Source organism: Sphingomonas profundi, assembly GCF_009739515.1.
Classification (GTDB): Bacteria; Pseudomonadota; Alphaproteobacteria; order Sphingomonadales; family Sphingomonadaceae; genus Alterirhizorhabdus; species Alterirhizorhabdus profundi.
The window spans coordinates 2,746,144-2,766,437 of sequence record NZ_CP046535.1 but is presented as its reverse complement, the minus strand read 5'-3'; the positions used below and the strand labels follow the sequence as shown (position 1 = coordinate 2,766,437).

Annotated in this window: 18 protein-coding genes; 7 read left to right on the top strand and 11 right to left on the bottom strand. The window is 72.1% G+C overall.

What is annotated here, in order from left to right; translation table 11 throughout:
• Positions 1-80 precede the first annotated feature (80 nt).
• Positions 81-1,124: an MlaA family lipoprotein gene (locus tag GNT64_RS22175; protein WP_156679933.1), complete on the bottom strand. Its 1,044-nt coding sequence runs from the start codon at positions 1,122-1,124 to the stop codon at positions 81-83.
• Positions 1,121-1,684: an ABC transporter substrate-binding protein gene (locus GNT64_RS13190; RefSeq protein WP_231639003.1), complete on the bottom strand. Its 564-nt coding sequence runs from the start codon at positions 1,682-1,684 to the stop codon at positions 1,121-1,123. The genes GNT64_RS22175 and GNT64_RS13190 overlap by 4 nt, the downstream gene beginning before the upstream one ends.
• A 290-nt stretch (positions 1,685-1,974) precedes the next feature.
• Here GNT64_RS13190 and ispH point away from each other — a divergent pair, with 290 nt between their 5' ends.
• A complete protein-coding gene (gene ispH / locus GNT64_RS13185; protein WP_231639544.1) occupies positions 1,975-2,928 on the top strand; it encodes a 4-hydroxy-3-methylbut-2-enyl diphosphate reductase in 954 nt (317 codons plus the stop codon).
• Between the two features lie 9 nt (positions 2,929-2,937).
• The gene (hpnH, locus tag GNT64_RS13180) at positions 2,938-4,083 is read left to right on the top strand and encodes an adenosyl-hopene transferase HpnH (protein ID WP_156679931.1); all 1,146 of its coding nucleotides are present in this window, start codon (positions 2,938-2,940) and stop codon (positions 4,081-4,083) included.
• On the opposite strand, the gene GNT64_RS13175 is transcribed toward hpnH, so the two are convergent.
• Genes GNT64_RS13175 through hpnA form a run of 7 tightly spaced genes read right to left on the bottom strand, consistent with a single transcriptional unit; the run spans position 4,003 to position 11,717 of the window.
• The gene (locus GNT64_RS13175) at positions 4,003-4,695 is read right to left on the bottom strand and encodes a phosphorylase family protein (protein ID WP_156679930.1); all 693 of its coding nucleotides are present in this window, start codon (positions 4,693-4,695) and stop codon (positions 4,003-4,005) included. The two genes, hpnH and GNT64_RS13175, sit on opposite strands and share 81 nt — an antisense overlap.
• On the bottom strand, positions 4,692-6,647 hold the full coding sequence (shc, locus tag GNT64_RS13170; RefSeq protein ID WP_156679929.1) for a squalene--hopene cyclase: 1,956 nt from the start codon (positions 6,645-6,647) through the stop codon (positions 4,692-4,694). Before shc ends, GNT64_RS13175 begins: the two co-directional genes overlap by 4 nt.
• Positions 6,648-6,657: 10 nt before the next feature.
• Positions 6,658-7,923, bottom strand: a complete 1,266-nt coding sequence (hpnE, locus tag GNT64_RS13165; RefSeq protein ID WP_231639002.1) for a hydroxysqualene dehydroxylase HpnE — start codon at positions 7,921-7,923, stop codon at positions 6,658-6,660.
• A complete protein-coding gene (gene hpnD / locus GNT64_RS13160) occupies positions 7,920-8,759 on the bottom strand; it encodes a presqualene diphosphate synthase HpnD (protein ID WP_156679928.1) in 840 nt (279 codons plus the stop codon). Before hpnD ends, hpnE begins: the two co-directional genes overlap by 4 nt.
• Positions 8,756-9,592, bottom strand: coding sequence for a squalene synthase HpnC (gene hpnC, locus GNT64_RS13155; RefSeq protein ID WP_156679927.1), 837 nt, complete (start codon positions 9,590-9,592; stop codon positions 8,756-8,758). Before hpnC ends, hpnD begins: the two co-directional genes overlap by 4 nt.
• Entirely contained in the window at positions 9,592-10,746 is a 1,155-nt protein-coding gene (locus GNT64_RS13150) for a glycosyltransferase (RefSeq protein ID WP_231639001.1), read from the bottom strand. Before GNT64_RS13150 ends, hpnC begins: the two co-directional genes overlap by 1 nt.
• Entirely contained in the window at positions 10,716-11,717 is a 1,002-nt protein-coding gene (gene hpnA, locus GNT64_RS13145) for a hopanoid-associated sugar epimerase (protein ID WP_156679926.1), read from the bottom strand. The genes GNT64_RS13150 and hpnA overlap by 31 nt, the downstream gene beginning before the upstream one ends.
• 197 nt (positions 11,718-11,914) lie before the next feature.
• Between hpnA and hpnI the strand changes: the two genes are divergently transcribed.
• The 5 genes from hpnI to GNT64_RS13120 are packed head-to-tail and all read left to right on the top strand — an operon-like array spanning position 11,915 to position 17,417.
• Positions 11,915-13,087: a bacteriohopanetetrol glucosamine biosynthesis glycosyltransferase HpnI gene (hpnI, locus tag GNT64_RS13140; protein WP_231639000.1), complete on the top strand. Its 1,173-nt coding sequence runs from the start codon at positions 11,915-11,917 to the stop codon at positions 13,085-13,087.
• A complete protein-coding gene (hpnJ, locus tag GNT64_RS13135; protein WP_197276983.1) occupies positions 13,084-14,529 on the top strand; it encodes a hopanoid biosynthesis associated radical SAM protein HpnJ in 1,446 nt (481 codons plus the stop codon). Before hpnI ends, hpnJ begins: the two co-directional genes overlap by 4 nt.
• 10 nt (positions 14,530-14,539) lie before the next feature.
• Positions 14,540-15,391, top strand: a complete 852-nt coding sequence (gene hpnK / locus GNT64_RS13130; RefSeq protein WP_156679925.1) for a hopanoid biosynthesis-associated protein HpnK — start codon at positions 14,540-14,542, stop codon at positions 15,389-15,391.
• The gene (locus GNT64_RS13125) at positions 15,388-16,368 is read left to right on the top strand and encodes a lysylphosphatidylglycerol synthase domain-containing protein (protein WP_156679924.1); all 981 of its coding nucleotides are present in this window, start codon (positions 15,388-15,390) and stop codon (positions 16,366-16,368) included. The genes hpnK and GNT64_RS13125 overlap by 4 nt, the downstream gene beginning before the upstream one ends.
• Before the next feature lie 53 nt (positions 16,369-16,421).
• Complete coding sequence (locus tag GNT64_RS13120; protein WP_231638999.1) at positions 16,422-17,417, top strand: aldo/keto reductase; 996 nt, start codon at positions 16,422-16,424, stop codon at positions 17,415-17,417.
• Between the two features lie 45 nt (positions 17,418-17,462).
• Here GNT64_RS13120 and GNT64_RS13115 read toward each other — a convergent pair whose 3' ends face one another.
• Both GNT64_RS13115 and GNT64_RS13110 read right to left on the bottom strand, forming a co-directional pair.
• Entirely contained in the window at positions 17,463-19,868 is a 2,406-nt protein-coding gene (locus GNT64_RS13115) for a TonB-dependent receptor (RefSeq protein ID WP_231638998.1), read from the bottom strand.
• Positions 19,869-19,978: 110 nt separating this feature from the next.
• Positions 19,979-20,185: a TOBE domain-containing protein gene (locus GNT64_RS13110; protein WP_156679923.1), complete on the bottom strand. Its 207-nt coding sequence runs from the start codon at positions 20,183-20,185 to the stop codon at positions 19,979-19,981.
• Positions 20,186-20,294: the final 109 nt, after the last annotated feature.

Sequence of the window (20,294 nt, the reverse complement as noted above, 5' to 3'; positions counted from 1 at the left end):
TCCGGATGAAATACGGGCGGAGAACCGGCGGCAGCGGAAAAGGTGCCTTCTCCTTTGGCCGGCCTGTCGCCTCGGTCTGTTCAGTTGCGGGTGAGGCCCGGCGCCGCGGCCGGCGCGTCCGATCCGGTCGCGGCCGGGCTGTCCGCCACCGGCGGCGCGGGATCGGCCAGCGGATCAGCCATTGGATCGGCGGCGGGGGCGGCCGGTGGTGCCGCCTCTGCCGCCGGGTCCGTCAGCGGATCGGTGAGCGGATCGGCCAGGGGGTCGTCGGGGGCGGCGGCCTCGCCCGGCAGGTTGCGGCCGGGCGCCTTCAGGGCGGCGATCTCCGCCGTGCGGCTCTGGAGGTAGACGGAGCGCAGGGTGGCGTAGGGATCCAGCGCGGTGTCGAACAGGGTCGTCAGCTCGGTATCCGATTCGGCGCGCTGGTCCAGCCCGGTAACGATCGCCCGGCCGACGCGGTAATCGGTGCGGGTGAAAGGCGATCCCACCGCCGTGGGCAGCACCAGGCCGTCGCCCGTGCCGCCGGCCAGGTCGCGCAGCGTGCTCGGCCCCAGCAGCGGGATGAACAGGTAGGGGCCGGGCTTCACCCCGTAGAAGCCCAGCGTGTCGCCAAAGCCGTTCGGTCGGTGGGGCAGCTTCTCCGGCGTGGCGACGTCGATCAGCCCGCCCACGCCCAGCGTGCTGTTGATCGCGAAGCGGCCGAAGGTGCGCAGCGCGCGACCGGGCCGCAGCTGGAGCATGTCGTTGAGGAAGACGACCGGCTCGCCCAGATTGCTGAACGCGTGGCGTAGGCCAGAGCGGAGCACCTTCGGCACCACCGTCTTGTACCCCATCGCGAGCGGCCGGATCACGGCCTTGTCCAGCCCGCGGAAGACGCGGAACATGAAGCGGTTGAAGCCTTCCAGCGGATCGCCGGGCGTCCGCGCGGCGCGGCCAGGAGCTTCCGGCGGAGCCTGCGGAGGTGAAACCGCTTCCGCAGCGTCCACTGCCGACGCCCGCTCGGCTGCGGGAGTGGATGCGGCCGGATCGGGCGCAGCGGCCCCGGCGCCGGGCGCGCCGTCCGTCGCTGCCCCCGGCGCCGCCAGCGCCAGCGCGACGGCGGGGAGCAGGGCGATGGCGCTCACCCGCCGGCCTTTGCGGCGAGCGCCTCGACATGATCGACCAGCGCCCTGGCCCCGCCGGTCTGCAGCACGCGGGCGAAATCGGCGCGGCGGGTGGCGAGCTGGCTGATCGAGTCGCGATAGAACACGTCGATGATCTTCCAGCCGCCGGCCCCCTGGCGCAGCCGATAGGCGATCGCGACCGGCTGGCCGCCCGTACCGGACAGCGTGGTGCGCACCAGCCGGTCGGCCCCGCGGGCGGACACCTTGGGATCGATCGTGAAGCGCTGGCCGTCGAACGAATCGAAATTGTCGGCATATTGCGCGATCGTCATGCGGCGGAAGGCGGCGACCAGCGCGGCCTGGTCCGCCGGCGCGATCGTCGTCCAGCCGGCGCCCACCACCAGCCGCGTCATCAGCGGCAGATCGAAGCTGCGGTCGACCACCGGCGCGATCACCGTCATGCGGCCGCGCGGCCCCGCCTTGGCGCCGCCCTTCATCGCGGCGATCAGCGCGTCGCACAGCGCCTGCACCGGCGCCCGCGCGGGGTCGCCGGCCTGCGCCACGGCCGGTGCCAGCGGCAAGGCGAGGGCGATAAGGAGGCCGCAACGGGACAGACGCATGATGGGGCTCGCTTGCTGCGGTGCAGGGCGCATACCGCCGGCCGGTCGTGCGGTCCAGCCCGGCGGGATAAGCCGCTTCGGCGCGGCCTGACCGGCGTGGAGCAACATTTCGGCTTTTTGAACCGCGCCGGCGCGGCTAATCAGGTGTCGCCGCGCGGAAATCAGGGTCGCGTACAGGCACGGAGCATTTCGAGGGAGAACCCGTGACCCATCTGGCCGACCCGTCCGCCGCCGCCAGCGGCAGCACATCCCTGCGCATCGTCCTGGCCCAGCCGCGCGGCTTCTGCGCCGGGGTGGTGCGCGCCATCGACATCGTCGAGCGCGCGCTCGATCTGTACGGCGCGCCCGTCTACGTGCGGCACGAGATCGTCCACAATCGCCACGTCGTCGATCGGCTGCGGCGCAAGGGCGCGGTGTTCGTCGAGGAGCTGGCGGAGATTCCGGCCGGCGCGCGCACCATCTTCAGCGCCCACGGCGTGTCGCGCGAGGTGGTGGCGGAGGCGCGCGGGCGCGACCTGCCGACGATCGACGCCACCTGCCCGCTCGTCACCAAGGTGCATGTGCAGGGGCGGCGCTATGCCAGGGCCGGGCGCGCCGTGGTGCTGATCGGCCATGCCGGCCATGCCGAGGTGATCGGCACGATGGGGCAGATCGACGCGGCGGTGCACCTCGTCTCCACGGCGGAGGACGTGGCGGCGCTGGCGCTCGATCCGGCCACGCCGATCGCCTACGTCACCCAGACCACCCTCAGCGTGGACGATACCCGCACCGTCATCGCGGCGCTGCACGCGCGCTTCGCCGACGTCGCCGGGCCGGACGTGTCGGAGATCTGCTACGCGACGCAGAACCGGCAGACCGCCGTGCGCGCGCTGGCCGAGGTGAGCGACCTGCTGATCGTGGTGGGCGCGCGCAACAGCTCCAACTCCAGCCGGCTGCGCGAGATCGGCACCGAGATGGGCGTGCCGAGCTATCTGGTCGACGATGGCGACGGCGTGGATCCGGCGTGGCTGGAGGGGGTGGCGACCGTGGGCCTCACCGCCGGCGCGTCGGCGCCCGACGAGCTGGTCGAGAGCGTGATCGCGGCCCTGCGCCGGCTGCGCGCCGTGGAGGTGACGCAGCTGGACGGGGTGGAGGAGAATGTCGAGTTCAGCCTGCCGGCCGAACTGCGACACGCCGATATGGCCTCGCGCGCCGCGGCGGAGTAGGAGCAGGCCATGACACTTCCCCTGAGCCAGGTGGCGCGGATCGGCGCCTACACCGTCCGCCAGCACATCAAGGGCGGGCGCTACCCGCTGGTGCTGATGCTGGAGCCGCTGCTGCGCTGCAACCTCGCCTGCAAGGGCTGCGGCAAGATCGACTATCCCGATCCCATCCTGAACCAGCGGCTGAGCTTCGACCAGTGCATGGCGGCGATCGACGAGTGCGGCGCGCCGGCCGTGTCGATCGCCGGCGGCGAGCCGCTGCTGCACCGGGACATGCCCAGGATCGTCGAGGGCTATATCGCGCGCAAGAAGTTCGTGATCCTCTGCACCAACGCGCTGCTGCTGAAGAAGAAGATCGACGACTATCGGCCGTCGCCCTTCTTCACCTGGTCGATCCACCTGGACGGCGATCAGGCGATGCACGACAGATCGGTCTGCCAGGACGGCGTGTACGACGTCGCCAAGGAGGCGATCGCGCTGGCGAAGGACAAGGGCTTCCGCGTGCAGATCAACTGCACCGTGTTCGACGGCGCCGATCCCGCCCGCTTGGCCGGCTTCTTCGACGAGATGGAGGCGATGGGCGTGGAGATCACCATCTCGCCCGGCTACGCCTATGAGCGGGCGCCGGATCAGGCGCACTTCCTGAACCGCACCAAGACCAAGCAGTTCTTCCGCGACGTGTTCGCGCGCGGCCGGGGCGGCAAGGCGTGGACCTTCACCAACTCGCCCCTGTTCCTCGATTTCCTCGCCGGCAACCAGACCTACGAGTGCACGCCGTGGTCGATGCCGCTGCGCACCGTGTTCGGCTGGCAGAAGCCCTGCTACCTCGTCGGCGAAGGCTATGTGGAGACCTTTGCCGAGCTGATGGAGGGCACCGAGTGGGACAGCTACGGCGTCGGCAAATATGAGAAATGCGCCGACTGCATGGTCCACTGCGGCTTCGAGGGCACGGCCGCGACCGATTCGATCCGCCATCCGCTGAAGCTGATGCGCATCGCCCGCGGCGGCGTGCGCACGGACGGGCCGATGGCGCCCGACATCAGCCTGGCCGGCCAGCGCCCGGCCGAGCAGGTCTATTCAAGCCATGTCGAGGCGGAACTCGCCAAGATCGGCAAGCTCGATCCGAAGGCCGCCAAGCGCGTGGTGCGCGCGGCCTAGCGCGCGGAACGCCCGATCCGCGCCGATGCCGGTGCGGATCAGCGCGGGCAGCTGCGCCGGGTGCCGCGCCAGCGAGGCGAGCACCGCGCCCGGCGCCATGCCGCCATCGGGTCTCATGCCGATCAGGGCGGCCGGCGGCAGGCTCTCGTCCGCCCGATCCGATATGGTGCGCAGCGCGGCGAAGGGCCGGCCGTGGCGGGCGGCGACGCGGCGGGCGACGTGGCTCTCCATGTCCACCGCGACCGCCCCGGTGGCGGCGCGCAGCGCGCGCTTCTGCGCGGCGGTGGCGAGGATCGTGTCGCTGCCGGCGATGGATGCGATGAGGGGCGCCGCCATCCTATTCGCGGCGGGAGGGTGGACGAGCCGGCGGCGCATCGCCGCCACCACCGTCGCGTCGCCGTCCAGCACCACGTCGCCCGCCCGCAGCGCCGGATCGAGCGCGCCGGCCAGCCCGCTGGAGAGGATCAGCGCCGGGCCGGCCCGCGCTAGCGCGTCCAGCGCCGCCTCCAGCCGGTCCGCGTCGCCGCCGCCGGCCACCGCCGTGACATCGCCGCCCGGCCGCGCGATCAGGCTCGCCTCGCGCGTCAGCCCGCAAGCGACGATCAGCCTCACATGCCGTGCGCCACATGCGCGCTGTTCGAGCGGGTGAGGTTGCGGTAGCGGGCCAGCGCCCACAGCGGGAAATATTTCGGATAGCCGTGGTAGCGCAGGTAGAACACGCGCGGGAAGCCGCCGCCGGTATAATGTTCCTGCCCCCACAGCCCGTCCGCCGCCTGGTGCGCCGCCAGCCACGCGATGCCGCGCGCGACCGCCGGATCGTCGACCAGCCCGGCCGCCATCAGGCCGAGCAGCGCCCACGCCGTCTGCGAGGCGGTGGAGGGGGCGGGGCGGTGGCCGGTGCGATCGAGCGCGTAGCTGTCGCAATCCTCGCCCCAGCCGCCATCCGGATTCTGGATTGCCCGCAGCCAGCCGGTGGCCCGCGCCACCATCGGGTGCGCGGGCGGCAGGCCGGCGGCGTTCAGCGCGCACAGCACCGACCATGTGCCGTAGATGTAGTTGACCCCCCAGCGGCCGAACCAGCTGCCGTCCGCCTCCTGCTCGCGCGCCAGATAGTCGAGCGCGGCCGTCATGCGCGGGCTCTCCGTCTCGCCGAGCTGGGCCAGCATCGAGACGCAGCGCGCGCTGACGTCGGCGGTCGGCGGATCGAGCAGCGCGCCGTGATCGGCGAAGGGCAGGTTGTTGAGGTAATGGTGATCGTTGTCGGCGTCGAACGCGCCCCAGCCGCCGTTGCGGCTCTGCAGGCCAACCGTCCACTCGACGCCGCGATCGATCGGCGTACGATCGGCCACGGCGGCGCGGTCCATCGCCATCACCACCACGGCGGTATCGTCCAGATCGGGATAATGCGCGTTGCCATATTGGAAGGCCCAGCCGCCGGGCCGCACGTCCGGTCGCTGCTCCGCCCAGTCGCCGGCCACGTCCAGCACCTGCCGCGGCGACAGCCAGCCGAGCGCGCGGGCGGCCTGCGCCTCGGCCGCCTCGGTGCCCACCTCCAGCATGGCGTGGGCGGCGAGGGCGGTGTCCCACACCGGCGAGACGCAGGGCTGGCAGTAGGTCTCGTCGTCGCGGTGGACGAGCAGCCGCTCGACCGATTCGCGGGCGATGGCGCGGGCGGGATGATCGGCCGGGTAGCCCAGCGCATCGAACATCATCACGCTGTTCGCCATCGCCGGATAGATCGCGCCCAGGCCGTCCGCGCCGTTCAGCCGCTCCAGCACGAACGCCTCGCAGGCGGCGATCGCCTTCGCCCGCAGCCGCCGCGGCCACAGCCCGTCGCCCGCCTTCAGCACGCGATCGAGCGCGCCGAAGCCGATCGTCCACAGCCGCTTCGTATCGGCCGCCTTGCTGCCGGGGCGGATCGGGCGGCCGGTATAAAGTTCATCCACTTTGTGGCCGAGCGGGTTGCGCGCGACGGGCTTCAGCGCAGCCAGCACCAGCAGCGGCACCACCACCGTGCGCGCCCAGTAGGACATGCGGGAGAGATGGATCGGGAACCAGCGGCCGATCAGGATCAGCTCCGGCGGCATCGTCGGCACCGCCGACCACGGGCCGGCGCCGAACAGCGCGAGCTGGATGCGGGTGAACACGTTGGTGGCCGCGGCCCCGCCCGCCGCCAGGATCGCGGCGCGGGCGCGGGCCATGTGCGGCGCCTCCACCGGATCGCCGATCATCTTCAGCGCATAATAGGCCTTTACCGAGGCGCTGACATCGAAGGCGCCATCGTGGAACAGCGACCAGCCGTGATGCGCGGCGGACTGGATGCGGCGGATGTAGCGGCTGATCCGCGCCTCCAGCGCGGCATCCACCGGCTCGCCGAGATAGTGGCGCAGCAGGACATATTCGGCCGGGATGGTCGCATCGGCCTCCAGTTCGAACACCCAGTGGCCGTCCGCCTGCTGAGCGCCGGCCAGCGCCGCCGCCGCGCGCGCCACCGCCGCCTCCACCGCGGCGGGGGCGGGGGCGGCGATGGCCTCGCCGGCGGCGGGATCGAGCGGCAGGTGCATCGGCCGCTCCTTACGCCAGCGCGCCGCCGCACGCCAAGCGCGCCGCCGCCTCGCCGGAGCGGAGCGCGCCCTCGATCGTGGCGGGCAGGCCGGTGTCCGTCCAGTCCCCGGCCAGGAACAGGTTGCGGAAGCGGGTGGCGGTAGGCGGGCGCAGCGCATCCTGTTCCGGCGTGGCGGCGAAGGTGGCGCGCTTCTCCTTCACGATCTGCCAGCGCGGCATCGGCGCGTCGGTGCCGAGCGCGCGGCAGATGTCGGCCCAGAAGCGCCGGGCCAGCGATTCGCGATCGGCGTCCACCAGCGCATCGGCGGCGCTGACGGTGACGGAGAGGCGATTGGGAAAGGCGAACAGCCACTCGGCCGTGCCGCCGAGCAGGCCGAGCATCGCCGGCGTGCCGGGCGGGGCCGTGCAGGCGAAGTGGCCGTTGACGATCGCGCGATGCCGGGTGGGCACGGTGAGGCCGGGCACCATCCCGGCGGCGATCCACGCCGGCACCGCCAGCACCACCGCCTCGTCGGGTGCGAGCGGCTCCGCGCCCGCGCCCCAGTCGAGCGCGTCGATCCGGTCGCCGGCGACGCGCAGCGCCCGCAGCCGCCGCCCGGTCGCGACGGTTGCGTCGTTCGCCGCCAGCCAGCGCAGCGCCGGATCGACGAAGGCGGCGTCCAGCGTGGGGGTGGCGAGGCGCGGCCGCATCGCCCGGCCGCCGCGCGCGATCGTCTCCCGCAGCACCGCCCCGGCGAGCCTGGCGGAGCCGTCCGCCGGCGCCGTGTTCAGCGCGGCGAGCAGGATCGGCTCGACGAAGCGGCGCCACAGCGGGCCGTCTGTCGGGATCCGGTCGCCGATCCGCCCCTCGCCGTGTCGCAGCAGGCGGGCGAGCGGCAGATAGTCGCGCGCGGTGGTGCCGGGCACGCGGCGGCCGGCGCGCAGCACCCACCACGGCATCGGGCCGTCGTTGATCCGCACCGTCCAGCGGGTGTCGGCGGCGAGATCGTGGAAGGCGAAGTCGGCATGGTCCGGCCCAGCGAGCGGTGCCGTGGCGCCGATCGCGGCGCGGAACCGCGCGACGGCGGCGTTGCCGGAGAGAACGAGATGATTGCCGTTGTCGATCGTGAGCCCAAGCTGGGGATCGTGATACGATCGGCAGCGCCCGCCCGCCTGCGCCGCCGCATCGGCGATCGCGACGGCGACGCCCGCCCGGCGCAGCGCGACCGCGGCGGCGAGGCCGGCCAGCCCCGCGCCCACGATCGTCACCCGCCGCACGGTGGCGCCGGGGCTCAACGCGTCAGGCTCAGCCGCAGCACCGTCCACAGCAGCGCCAGCTTGGAGACGCGCACCCGCCGTCGCGGCGCCCGCCACCCCTCCGCCGACATGCGGGCGAGCACCTTGGCGTAGGCGGCGGCCATCAGTCGCGGCGCGATCAGGTGGCCGCGTGGGCGCGTCGCCAGGATCGCCTGCGCCTCGGCATAATGCGCCTGCGCCTGCCGGGCGACGGTGCGGGCGACATCGTCTATGCGCGGATCGGCGATCACCTCCAGCGGCACGGTGATGGCGATGCCGGCGGCGACGATCGGCTCCCACGGCAGATAGACGCGGCCGATCGCGGCATCCTCGTCTATGTCGCGCAGGATGTTGGTGAGCTGCAGCGCGCGGCCGAGATGATGAGCGAGAGCGAGGCCGGGCGCCTCCTCCATGCCGAACACCCGCACCGAGAGGCGCCCCACGGCCGACGCCACGCGATCGCAGTAGAGATCGAGCGTGGCGGCCGGCGGCCAGCGTATGTCGCCGACGACGTCCATCGCCATGCCGTCGATCACCGCGTGGAAATCGGCGCGGGCCAGTTCGAAGCGGGACACCGCCTGCGCCACCAGCGCGGCCTGGCCGGGCGGGCCGCCGGCGTAGAGCGAATCGATGTCGTCGCGCCAGATCTCCAGCGCGGCGGCGCGGGAGGCGCGGTCGCCGACCTGGTCGTCGGCGATGTCGTCCACCGCGCGGCAGAAGGCGTAGATCGCGTACATCGCCTCGCGCTCCGCCTTCGGCAGCACGCGCATGCCGGCGTAGAAGGAACTGCCGGCCACCTGGGCCTGCAATGCGCCGGGAGTCGCCTTGGGGTTCATCGGCGCCTCGCGAACAGGTTGGCGGCGGCCGCGCCGGCGGCGAGCAGGGCCGCCTCCGCCTTGCCGTGGTGGACGCGCTGGCTCAGCGGATCGCGCGCCATCAGGCGCTTGGCGAGGCTCTCGGCCAGGCGGTGGATGATCGCCACCTCGGCGGAGAGGCGCCGGTCGCGGATCATCGCGGCGAAGCCGGCACTCTCGGCCAGCAGCCCCAGCGTGCGCCGGGCGAGCGCCGCGATCGTGGCGCGCAGCGGCGCGCCGGCGGCGGGTGCGGCGAGATCCTCGACGCGGGCGCCGTGCGCCGCCAGCGAGTCGGCAGGGATGTAGACGCGATCGAGCGCGCGATAGTCCGCCCCGCAATCCTGGAGGTGGTTGACGATCTGGAGGGCGGCGCAGAGCGCGTCGGAGGCGGGCCACGTCCGCCGGTCCTCGCCGTGCACGTCCAGCACGAAGCGGCCGACGGGCATGGCGGACAGGCGGCAATAGCCGATCAGGCCTTCCCAGTCGGCATAGCGGCGGACGGTGACGTCGCGTTCGAACGCGTCGAGCAGATCGTTGGCGTGGGCGGGATCGAGGCCGCGTTCCGCCATCGTCCGGGCGAGCGCCGCCGCCGCGCCCTCGCCCGACCCGGCCAGCCCGGCGCGCATCGCGGCCAGGTGGCGCAGCTTGTCGTCGGCGCTGGCGGTGGGGTGGTCGGCGATGTCGTCGGCGGCGCGGGCGAAGCGGTAGAACGCCATGATCGGCGCGCGGCAGGCGGGCTTCAGCAGCACGCTGGCGACGGGAAAATTCTCGTCGCGATGGCCCTTGCCGGAGCCGAGATCGGCGGCGCTCGCCATCAGCGGCCCACCGCCGCCTGCGCGCGGCCCTTCCACATGCCGCCGCGGCCGCGCACATGCTGCCACGCCGCGCGCACGGTGCAGCCGGCGTAGAAGGCGGCGATCGCCGGCAGTGCCACGCCCCACAACGGCGACCGGCGGTAGAAGCGCAGCATCGGCTGGAAGGCCAGCGCCAGCAGCGCCCACGCCACCGCCCCGCACAGCCGCGCCGCGCCATGGCCGAACAGGGCGAGCAGCGGCGGCGCGAGATAGACGAGCGCCAGCCCGGCGATCGTGCCGGCCAGCAGCAGCGGCGAGTAGCGCAGCTGGGCGTAGGCGGAGCGCGAGATCATCGCCGCCACCGCGCCGGCGTCGTCATAGGGGCGGATGCTGCGCGACCGATCGGTGAGGCCCAACCAGATCGGCCCCTGCCGCTTCATCATCGCACCCACCGCGCAATCGTCGATCAGGGCGGAGCGGACCGCGCCGATGCCGCCGGCCCGCGCCAGCGCGTCCGCCCGCGCCAGCATGCAGCCGCCCGCCGCCGCGGCGACCCCGCCCGGCCGGTTCACCCGCGCGAACGGATAGAGCATCTGGAAGAAGAAGACGAAGGCCGGCACCAGCGCCCGCTCGGCCAGGCTGACGCAGCGCAGCCGCGCCATCAGCGAGACCAGCGCCAGCCCGCCCGCCTCCGCGCGAGCGACCAGCGTGCGCAGCGTATCGGGCGCGTGGGCGATATCGGCATCGGTGAGCCACAGGTAGCGCGGCGATCCGGCGGCGGCGATGCCCTGGTGCACCGCCCACAGCTTGCCCGTCCATTCGGCCGGCAGCGGCGCGCCGCGGAGGATCTCCAGCCGCTCCGCCCCCGCGGCGGCGCGGGCGATGGCGGCGGTGCCGTCGCCGCTGCCGTCGTCCACCAGCACGATGCGGAAGCGGCCGGGATAATCCTGCGCGGCAAGGCTGGCGATCGTCTCGCCGATCACCGCCGCCTCGTCGCGCGCCGGCACCACGGCGACGACGTCCGGCCACGCGGCCGGCGCCGGCGGCACGGTCGTGTCCCGCTCCCGCGCCAGCCAGAAGCCGCCGTGGCCGGCCAGCAGGCAGAGCCAGATGGCCAGCGGCAATGCGGCGAGCAGCAGGCCGATCACCGCAGCATGCCCCGCGCCGCGAACCACCCGATCGCCTCGGCCAGCGCGTCCCCATAGGGTCGCGCCGCATAGCCGAGATCGCGCTCCGCCTTGGCCGAGCTGTAGAACATCGCGTGCCGCGCCATGCGCAGGCCGTCGAGCGTCAGGAACGGCTCCCGCCCGGTGACGCGGGCGATGCGCTCGTTCGCCCAGGCGAGCGGGTAGAGCGGCGCGCGCGGCAGTCGCACGGTGGGCGCGCGCCGGCCGACGATCCGCGCCACCGCCGCCAGCATCGTCGCCAGGCTCGCATCCTGCCCGCCCAGGATGTAGCGATCGCCGATGCGGCCCCGCGCCAGCGCCAGCAGGTGGCCGCGCGCGACATCGTCGACATGGACGAGGTTGAGGCCGCCGTCGACGAAGGCCGGCATGCGCCCGCTCGCCGCCTCTATCACGATGCGGCCGGTGGGCGTCGGCCGGATGTCGCGCGGGCCGATCGGGGTGGAGGGGTTGACGATCACGGCCGGCAGCCCGTCCTGCCGCACCATCCGCTCCACCAACCGCTCGGCGGCAACCTTGCTGCGCTTGTACGCGCCGACCACCTGATCCTCGTCGCCGGCGCGGGTCTCGTCGGCGGGCCTTGCGGGATCGGGCAGGATCGTGGCGACGCTGCTGGTATAGACGACGCGCTCCACGCCGGCGCGCAGCGCCGCCGCCATGGCGATGCGCGTCGTCGCCACGTTGTTGGCGACGATCTCCTCCGGATCGGGCGCCCACAGGCGATAGTCGGCGGCGACGTGGAACAGGTGCCGCGCGCCCTGCATCGCGCGGTCGACGGCCGCCTCGTCGCGCAGGTCGCCCTCGGCCAGCTCGCCGGGGAAATCGGCCAGGTTGCCGCGCGGGCTGGAGGCGCGGACCATACCGCGCACGCGCCAGCCCCCGGCGGCGAGGGCGCGCGCCACGGCCGAGCCGACGAAGCCCGACACGCCCGTGACCAGCACAAGATCCGCCTGCCGCTCCATCGTGCCCCGCGCTCGACCTTACGGGCGCCCTATACGGTGGCGCGCGATCGGGAAAGCCGCTGCTTTCGCGGCCCGCCGCCGGCAGGGCGGTTCACGATCCGATCGCACCGGATCACCGCGCCGGATTCCTCGTTTGTCGCGGTTTCCGAGCCGGCAGGTGATTCCACCTGCCTCCAAACCGCTCTAAGGCTCCGGCCATGGCGGCGATGCTCGACAGGATCGGTTCGGTGCTCGGCGCTTCGATGCTCGGCGGCGTGCTGCTGGCGCTGGCGGGGATCGGCAGCCTCTACATGCTGGCCTGCGCCATCCTGGTCCGCCGCTTCTTCCGGCCCACTGCGCCCGCGATCGCGCCGGCCGAGCCCGTGACGCTGCTGAAGCCGCTGCACGGCGCCGAGCCGCGCCTGGCCGAAAATCTCGCGAGCTTTCTCGGGGGTGGGGCGGCGCAGATGCTCTGCGGCGTCGCGCGGGCGGACGATCCCGCCGTCGCCGCGGTGGCGCAGGTGCGGCGCGCGATGCCGGGCGCCGCGATCGACCTCGTCGTCTCGCCCGCGCGCCACGGCGCGAACGGCAAGGTGGCGAACCTCGTCAACATGATGCCACGGGCGGCGTATCCGATCCTGATCCTCAGCGACAGCGATATCGTCGCCGGCGCCGATTACCTGCCGCGGGTCTGCGCCGCGCTGGCCGCGCCGGGGGTGGGGGCGGTGACGTGCCTCTATCGCGGGCGCGGGGATGCCGGCTTCTGGTCCCGGCTGGGGGCCGCCGGGCTCAGCTACCAGTTCCTGCCCGGCGCGCTGTTCGGCATCGTGGCGGGGCTGGCGCGGCCCTGCATGGGATCGACGATCGCCCTGCGCCGCGAGACGCTGGACCGCATCGGCGGCTTCGCCCGCTTCGCCGACGTGCTGGCCGACGACCATGCGATCGGCGCGGCGGTGCGGGCGCAGGGGTTGACGGTGGCGGTTCCCCCCATGCTCGTCACCCACGCGTCTGCCGAGCGCACGGCGGGTGAGCTGTGGCGGCACGAACTGCGCTGGGCGGCCACCGTGCGCGGGCTGGCGCCGGCGGGCTACGCCGGATCGCTGATCGGCTTCCCGCTGCCGCTCGCGATGCTGGGCGCGGCGCTGGCGCCCGGTCCGGCGGCTCTGGCGACCGTCCTGGCGGCGCTCGTCGCCCGCATCGCCGTGGTGATGGCGGTGGACCGCGCGGCCGGGGCGGCCACCGCCACGCCGCTGCTGCTGCCGCTGCGCGATGCCTTCGGCCTGGCGATTTTCATCGCCAGCTTCTTCGCGCGCTCGATTGATTGGCGCGGCGACCGGCTTAGAATGATGCCGAACGGCCGCATCTCGGCCGATCCGGAGATTCCGCGATGATGCGTACCCTTTTCCTGCAGGCGCCCTCCTTCGACGGCTATGACGGCGGCGCCGGCGCCCGCTACCAGATGAAGCGGGAGGTGAAGTCCTTCTGGTATCCCACCTGGCTGGCGCAGCCGGCCGCGCTGGTCGAGGGATCGAAGCTGATCGACGCGCCCGCCCACGATCTCTCGTGGGACGACATCAAGCATGAGGCGGACGATCGCGACCTCGTGATCCTGCACACCTCCACCCCCTCCTTCGGGCAGGACGTGCGGACCGCCGAGCTGCTGAAAGCGCGCAACCCCCGGCTGATGATCGGCATGATCGGCGCCAAGGTGGCGGTGGAATCGCAGAAGGCGCTGGAAGCATCGGCCGCGATCGACTTCGTCGCGCGCAACGAGTTCGACTTCACGATCAAGGACGTGGCGGACGGCATGCCGCTGGCCGAGGTGCAGGGCATCAGCTGGCGCGACGCCGACGGCGCGATCGTCCACAATCGCGACCGCGCCGTGATCGAGGACATGGATTCGCTGCCGTTCGTCAGCCCGATCTACAAGCGCGACCTGACGATCGAGAAATATTTCGGCGGCTATCTGAAGCATCCCTACGTGAGCTTCTACACCGGGCGCGGCTGCAAGAGCCGCTGCACCTTCTGCCTTTGGCCGCAGACGGTGGGCGGCCACAACTACCGCACCCGATCGATCGGCCACGTGATCGAGGAGGTGAAGTACGTCCTCGCCGAGATGCCGCAGGTGAAGGAGATCTTCTTCGACGACGACACGCTGACCGACAACGGCCCGCGGGTGGAGGAGCTTGCGCGCGCCCTTGGGGCGCTGGGCTTCGGCCGGCCGGGCTTCGGCGTCTCGTGGAGCTGCAACGCCAAGGCCAACGTGCCGCACGCCACGCTGAAGGTGCTGCGCGAGAACGGCCTGCGGCTGCTGCTCGTCGGCTATGAGAGCGGCAACCAGAAGATCCTGCACAACATCAAGAAGGGCCTGCGCGTGGACGTCGCGAGGCAGTTTACCAAGGATTGCCACGCGCTCGGCATCGTCATCCACGGCACCTTCATCCTGGGCTTGCCCGGCGAGACGCTGGAGACGATCGAGGAGACGATCGAGTACGCCAAGGAGATCAACCCGCACACCATTCAGGTGAGCCTGGCGGCGCCCTATCCCGGCACCTTCCTGTTCAAGCAGGCGGTGGAGAATGACTGGTTCGACGGCACCGACCACCTGCTGACCGACGGCGGCAACCAGATCGCCCAGCTCAGCTATCCGCACCTGCCGGCGAAGGTGATCTTCGACAAGGTGGAGGAGTTCTACAAGCGCTTCTACTTCCGCCCGCGCAAGATCGGCGCGATCGTGGGCGAGATGGTGCGCGACTTCGACATGATGAAGCGCCGCCTGCGCGAGGGCGTGGAGTTCTTCGACTTCCTGCGCCGGCGGAAAGAGGCGGCGTGATCCCGGCGGCGTGAGGCGGCTGATCGTCACCGCCGACGATTTCGGCGCCGCCGTCGCGGTCAACGAAGCGGTCGAGCAGGCGCATCGCCACGGCATCCTCACCGCCGCCAGCCTGATGGTGGCGGGCGCGGCGGTGGACGATGCCGTCGCGCGGGCGCGGACGATGCCGGCGCTGGGGGTCGGCCTGCACCTGGTGCTGGTCGACGGGCGGCCGGTGCTGCCGGCGGCACGCGTGCCGGCGCTGGTCGGCCGTGACGGGCGGTTCCGCGACGACATGGTGCGATCGGCCATCCGCATCTTCCTCGATCCGGCGGCGCGGGCGCAGCTGGCGGCGGAGATCGAGGCGCAGTTCGCCGCCTTCGCCGCCACCGGCCTGCCGCTGGACCATGTCAACGCGCACAAGCATTTCCACCTGCACCCGACCATCGCCGCGACGATCCTGCGCTTCGGCCGACGGTTCGGCATGGCGGCGGTGCGCGCGCCGATCGAGCCGCGCGGCGTGCTGCGCCGGATCGAGCGCGTGCCCGGCCGCGACGTGGCGGCGCCGTGGGCGCGGCGCATCGGCCGGGGGATGCGCCGGGCGGGCATGACGGTGCCGGATCAGGTATTCGGCCTCGCCTGGAGCGGGGCGATGGACGCGCGCCGCCTGGGCGGGCTGATCGATCACCTGCCGGCGGGCCTGAGCGAGATCTACGCCCACCCCGCGACAGCCGACGACTATCCCGGCCACGCGCCGGGCTATGCCTGCCGCGCCGAGCTGGCCGCGCTCACCGATCCCGCGATGGCCGCGCGGCTGGCAGCGCGCGGCGTGGCGACCGGCCGCTTCGCCGATTTCGCCGATAGCGCGGGGGAAGGCGCCTGAGCCGTTTCGTCCGTCCCGGCCTGCTGCTCGCCACGATCGCCGGCCTCGCCGCCGCGATCTGGTCGTTCGGCGCGGCCGGGATCGGCGACGTGCTGGCGATCGTGGCGCGGCTGGGGGTGGCGGGCTTCGCGCTCTACTGCGCCTGGTCGCTGGGCGTGTTCGCGATCCTCGGCGCGGCGTGGCTGGCGGCGATCCGGGGCGAGGGGTGGGGGCGCATCGGCCTGTTCACCGGCGGCCGGCTGCTGCGCGAGGCGGCGTCCGATCTGCTGCCCTTCTCGCAGATCGGCGGCATCATCATCAGCACGCGGATGCTGACCGCCGCCGGCATCGGCCGCTGGCGCGTCTACGCTTCGCAGATCGCCGACACGACGACGGAGCTGGCGAGCCAGCTGCTGTTCACGCTCTACGGCTTCGGCTTCGTCGGCGTCATGCTGGTCGGCACACGTCACCTGGCGGCGGTGCGCGGCCCGGCGCTGGCGGCGCTGGCCGCGCTGGTGGCGATCGTCGCCCTGCTGGTGGCGGCGCAGCGGTGGATGCTGCCGATCGCCGGCGGCATCGCCCGCCACCTGCTGCCGGGCGCGACCGGCGCCACCGCCGAGATCGATGCGGAGCTGCGCGCCACCTATGCCCGGCGCGGCCGCGTCCTCCTCTCCTTCGCGCTCAACCTGCTCGGCTGGGTGGCGAGTGCGGGCGGCGCGTGGGTGGCGCTCAGGCTGATGGGCATCGCCTGCCCGATCGCCACCGTGCTGGCGATCGAGAGCCTGATCTTCACCCTCCGCAGCGTCGCCTTCGCGGTGCCGGGCGGCATCGGCGTGCAGGAGGCGGGCTATGCGCTGATCGCGCCGCTGCTGGGCCTGCCGCTGGAATCGGCGATGGCGCTGGCGCTGGCCAAGCGGGCGCGCGACATCGCCATCGCGGTGCCCACCCTGATCCTGTGGCAGCTGGCCGAGGCGCGCGCCGTCACCCGCCGCGCCTGAGGCCTTGGCGACGCGGCTGCGAGCCCCCATCTGCCTGGCGAACCGCAAGGGAGATGAGGACGATGCCGGGTACGCGCAAGCTGGGGCGGCAGGGTCTGGAGGTCGGCGCGATCGGCCTCGGCTGCATGGGCATGAGCCAATCCTATGGGGCGGCGGACGAGGGCGAGTCGATCGCCACGCTGCACCGGGCGATCGAGCTGGGCGTCACCCTGTTCGACACGGCCGAGGTGTACGGGCCGTTCGCGAACGAGGACCTGCTGGGCCGCGCCTTCGCCGACCGGCGGGAGAAGGTGACGATCGCCACCAAGTTCGGCTTCGACATCGAGGACGGCAAGGTTGCCGGCGTGAACAGCCGCCCCGATCACATCCGCGCGGTGGCGGAGGCATCGCTGAAGCGGCTGCGGACCGACCATATCGACCTGTTCTACCAGCACCGCGTGGACCCGGCGGTGCCGATCGAGGATGTCGCCGGGGCCGTGGCGGATCTGATCGCGGAGGGGAAGGTGCGCTGGTTCGGCCTTTCCGAAGCCGGCGCCGCCAACATCCGCCGCGCGCACGCGGTGCAGCCGGTGAGCGCCCTGCAGAGCGAATATTCGCTGTGGGAGCGCAATCTGGAGCCGGAGATCCTGCCGCTGCTGCGTGAGCTGGGCATCGGTCTGGTGCCGTTCAGCCCGCTTGGCCGCGGTTTTCTCACCGGCACCGCGAAGCCGGCCGACGAGTATCCGGACGACGATTTCCGCCGCAACGATCCCCGCTTCCAGGGTGAGGCGTTCGCCAGCAACATGCGCGCCGCGGCCGTGGTGCAGGCGATCGCGGCGGAGCGCGGCGCGACGGCCGGGCAGGTGGCGCTGGCGTGGCTGCTGGCGCGCGGCGACGATATCGTGCCGATCCCCGGCACCAAGCGCCGGACCAATCTGGAGCAGAACGTCGCCGCCGCCGACGTGGCGCTTGCCCCGGCCGATATCGCCCGGCTGGACGAGGCGCTGCGCCCGGACGCCGTTTCCGGCGATCGTTACGGCGAGAAAATGATGGCGATGGTCGATCGCTGAGCCGTCAGGCGGGTCGCGGGTCGTTCGCCGCTCCCGCCCTCGTGCCTACTGCCACGCGCGCAAGGTCACGCCGATGATCCTCGGTTCGCTCGGCGTGCCGAGAATCAGACCGGAATTGCCGGCCTGGATCGTCAGATTCTGGATATAGTCCTTGTCGAACAGGTTGCGGGCGAAGACGGAGACCTCCCAGCCATCGTCCGATCGATAGCCGATCGTTGCGTTGGTGATGCTGTAGCCCCTGATGAAGGTGAAGCGGGAGAGCGACGGATCGCCATAGTAGCCGCTGCGCACGCTGGTGTCGCTGTGGAGCACGACCGCGCCGCGCGCCGTCACCGGCAGCGCATAGTCCAGCCCCACGGTGCCGGCCCAGCGCGGCAGGCCGGAGAGGCGCTGGCCGGTCAGGTCGCACGCCGTCGTCGCCGTGCCCTGCCGTTCCAGCGGGCAGGGGCCGGCCGGATAGTCGCTATACTCGCCGTGCGCGTAGGCGAGCGAGCCGCGCACGGTGAGGTTGCGCGCGACGAGCGCGGTGGCATCTGCCTCGATACCCTTCACCGTCACCTTGGGGATGTTCGACAGATAGCCGCGCAACGCCACCGTCTGTGTGCTGTCGACGATAGTCGCCTGGAAATCCCGCACCTCGGTGTAGAAGCCGGCGAGGTTCAGGATCAGCCGGCGATCGAACAGGCGCGTCTTCAGGCCCACCTCGTAGGTGGTGTTGCGCTCCGGATCGACGACGGCGGTGGAGAGGGTCGGCTGATTCTGCGCGTTCAGCGGCAGGCCGGACATGTTGATGCCGCCCGACTTGAAGCCGCGCGCAAAGCTCGCATAGCCGAGGATGCCGTCGGTGAGCTGGTAGCTGAGGTTCGCCCGGCCGGAGAGGCTGCCGTCGCGGTCCTTCGCCGCATAGCTCTGCGGCCGCAGGATAGAGAGCTTGGCGTTGATGAGGGCGGTGTTGGTGGTGGCGAGGCCGCCGAACACGAACGTGTCATACTCGCCATGCTTGCGCTCGTAGGTGTAGCGCAGGCCGCCCGTCGCGGTCAGGCGCGGGGTGACGTGCCAGTTCACCTCGCCGAAGGCGGCATAGCTGTTCGTCTCGAAATTGGTGCGCCCGTTCGTGCCGTAGCCGTCCAGCAGGTTGCCCGGCACCGCCGTGGCGTTGGCGCCGGTGGTCGGCCCGATCAGCCAGTAGGCGCCAAGCGGACCGTAGATGCTGATCGGATGGCCGACGATCTTCTGGCGGAAGAAATAGAGGCCGGCCACGTAGGTGATCGCACGGCCGCCGTTCGAGGCGAGGCGCAGTTCCTGGCTGTACTGATCCTGGCGGGAGGGGATGTGCTGCTCGATCTGGATCGGCAGGCCGGTATAGTCGCGATCGTTGGCCGCATCCCAGTTCCAGAAGCGCCACGCGCTGACGGAGGTGAGCGTGGCGGCGCCCAGATTCCAGTCGGCGATGGCGGAGACGCCGCCCTCGTTGGTGTCGACGCCCACCGGCACGTCTATGTCGGTCAGGCGGTCATAGGCGTTCAGGCTAGGCGGAGCGTAGCGCTGGCCGGCGGCGAGCGCCGGATATTGCCGCGCGGCCGGGCGCAGGCTCTGGCCCACGCGCAGATACACCTGCGCGCAGCAATCCGCCTGGAAGTTGGTGAAATCGGCGGTCAGGCGCAGCTGGAACGCCTCCGACGGGCGGAACAGCAACTGCCCGCGCACCGCCTGGTTGCCGATGCCGTTCAGATCCTCGCCGGTGTGCACGTTGCGGATGATGCCATCGCGCCGGGTGGCTAGGCCGGAGAGGCGGAAGGCGATGGTGTCGCCGACCAGCGGGCCGGAGACGGACGCCTTGGCCTGCACCAGCTTCCTCTCGCCGACCGAAAGTTCCTCGCGCGCCTCCGGCTCGAAGGTGGGCAGGCGGCTGGTGATGTTGATCGCGCCGGCCGTGGTGTTCTTGCCGAACAGCGTGCCCTGCGGCCCGCGCAGCACCTCGATCTGCTCGATGTCGGTGAAGTCGAACGCGGCGGTCGCTGGGCGGGCGTGGTAGACCTGATCGATGTAGAAGCCGACGCCCGGCTCCAGCCCGTCATTCGCCTGGCTCACCGCCACCACGCTGCTGCCGAGGCCGCGGATGGTGAAGGCGGTGTTGCGCGGGTTGGCGGAGCTGTAGTTCAGGCTCGGCACCAGCTGGCTGAGCAGCGCCGTGTTGACGGTGTAGGAGCGTTCGAGCAGCGCGCCGCCCACCACCGAGAGCGAGCCCGGCACGGCCTGCGCATCCTCCGCCCGGCGGCGGGCGGTGACGGTGATCGTCGGCAGCGCGTCCGCATCCTCATCGGCATCGGCGCGCGTGGGGCGGGTGGCGGCGGCCGAGTCGGGCGCCTGGTCCGGCACCTGCGCGGCCGCCAGCGCCGCGCCCGGCATGCAGCAGACGAGCGCCATCATCGCCCCGAACGGTGCCCGCATCGATCATATCCCCCTGTTGCCGGCAGCCTTTGCCGCCCGGCGAGTCGTGATATCTGACCGTATACAGAGGCATCAAGGAATGGAAAGCCGCCCCGCGCCGGGGCGCGGGCCTACTTGCCGATCAGCACGTCGCTCGCCTTGATCAGCACCGTCACGGCGTCGCCCTCGACCAGCGCGAGATCGGCGATCGCCTCCTCGGTGATGCTGGCGGTGACGATCACGCCGCCGCCGATATCCACCTTCACCGTGCCGTTGACGGCGCCGGGATGGATGGCGGCGATCGTGCCGGATATCTGGTTGCGCGCGCTGATCTTCATGTCTTGTCTCCTGCTGGTGCGGGCCGCCATAGTGCCGACCCGCGCGGACTTAAATGTGACGCATCGCGCTGACAGGGTGACTGTGGCGCCGACCGGGCGACGCGGAGGA

What these genes read in the sequence shown, in the direction of transcription:
- GNT64_RS13110 (WP_156679923.1), bottom strand. Translation starts at nt 20,185, where the DNA reads ATGAAGATCAGCGCGCGCAACCAGATATCCGGCACGATCGCCGCCATC.
- shc (WP_156679929.1), bottom strand. Translation starts at nt 6,647, where the DNA reads ATGCACCTGCCGCTCGATCCCGCCGCCGGCGAGGCCATCGCCGCCCCC.
- GNT64_RS13115 (WP_231638998.1), bottom strand. Translation starts at nt 19,868, where the DNA reads ATGCGGGCACCGTTCGGGGCGATGATGGCGCTCGTCTGCTGCATGCCG.
- hpnA (WP_156679926.1), bottom strand. Translation starts at nt 11,717, where the DNA reads ATGGAGCGGCAGGCGGATCTTGTGCTGGTCACGGGCGTGTCGGGCTTC.
- hpnC (WP_156679927.1), bottom strand. Translation starts at nt 9,592, where the DNA reads ATGGCGAGCGCCGCCGATCTCGGCTCCGGCAAGGGCCATCGCGACGAG.
- GNT64_RS13120 (WP_231638999.1), top strand. Translation starts at nt 16,422, where the DNA reads ATGAGGACGATGCCGGGTACGCGCAAGCTGGGGCGGCAGGGTCTGGAG.
- hpnJ (WP_197276983.1), top strand. Translation starts at nt 13,084, where the DNA reads ATGATGCGTACCCTTTTCCTGCAGGCGCCCTCCTTCGACGGCTATGAC.
- hpnH (WP_156679931.1), top strand. Translation starts at nt 2,938, where the DNA reads ATGACACTTCCCCTGAGCCAGGTGGCGCGGATCGGCGCCTACACCGTC.
- hpnI (WP_231639000.1), top strand. Translation starts at nt 11,915, where the DNA reads ATGGCGGCGATGCTCGACAGGATCGGTTCGGTGCTCGGCGCTTCGATG.
- hpnD (WP_156679928.1), bottom strand. Translation starts at nt 8,759, where the DNA reads ATGAACCCCAAGGCGACTCCCGGCGCATTGCAGGCCCAGGTGGCCGGC.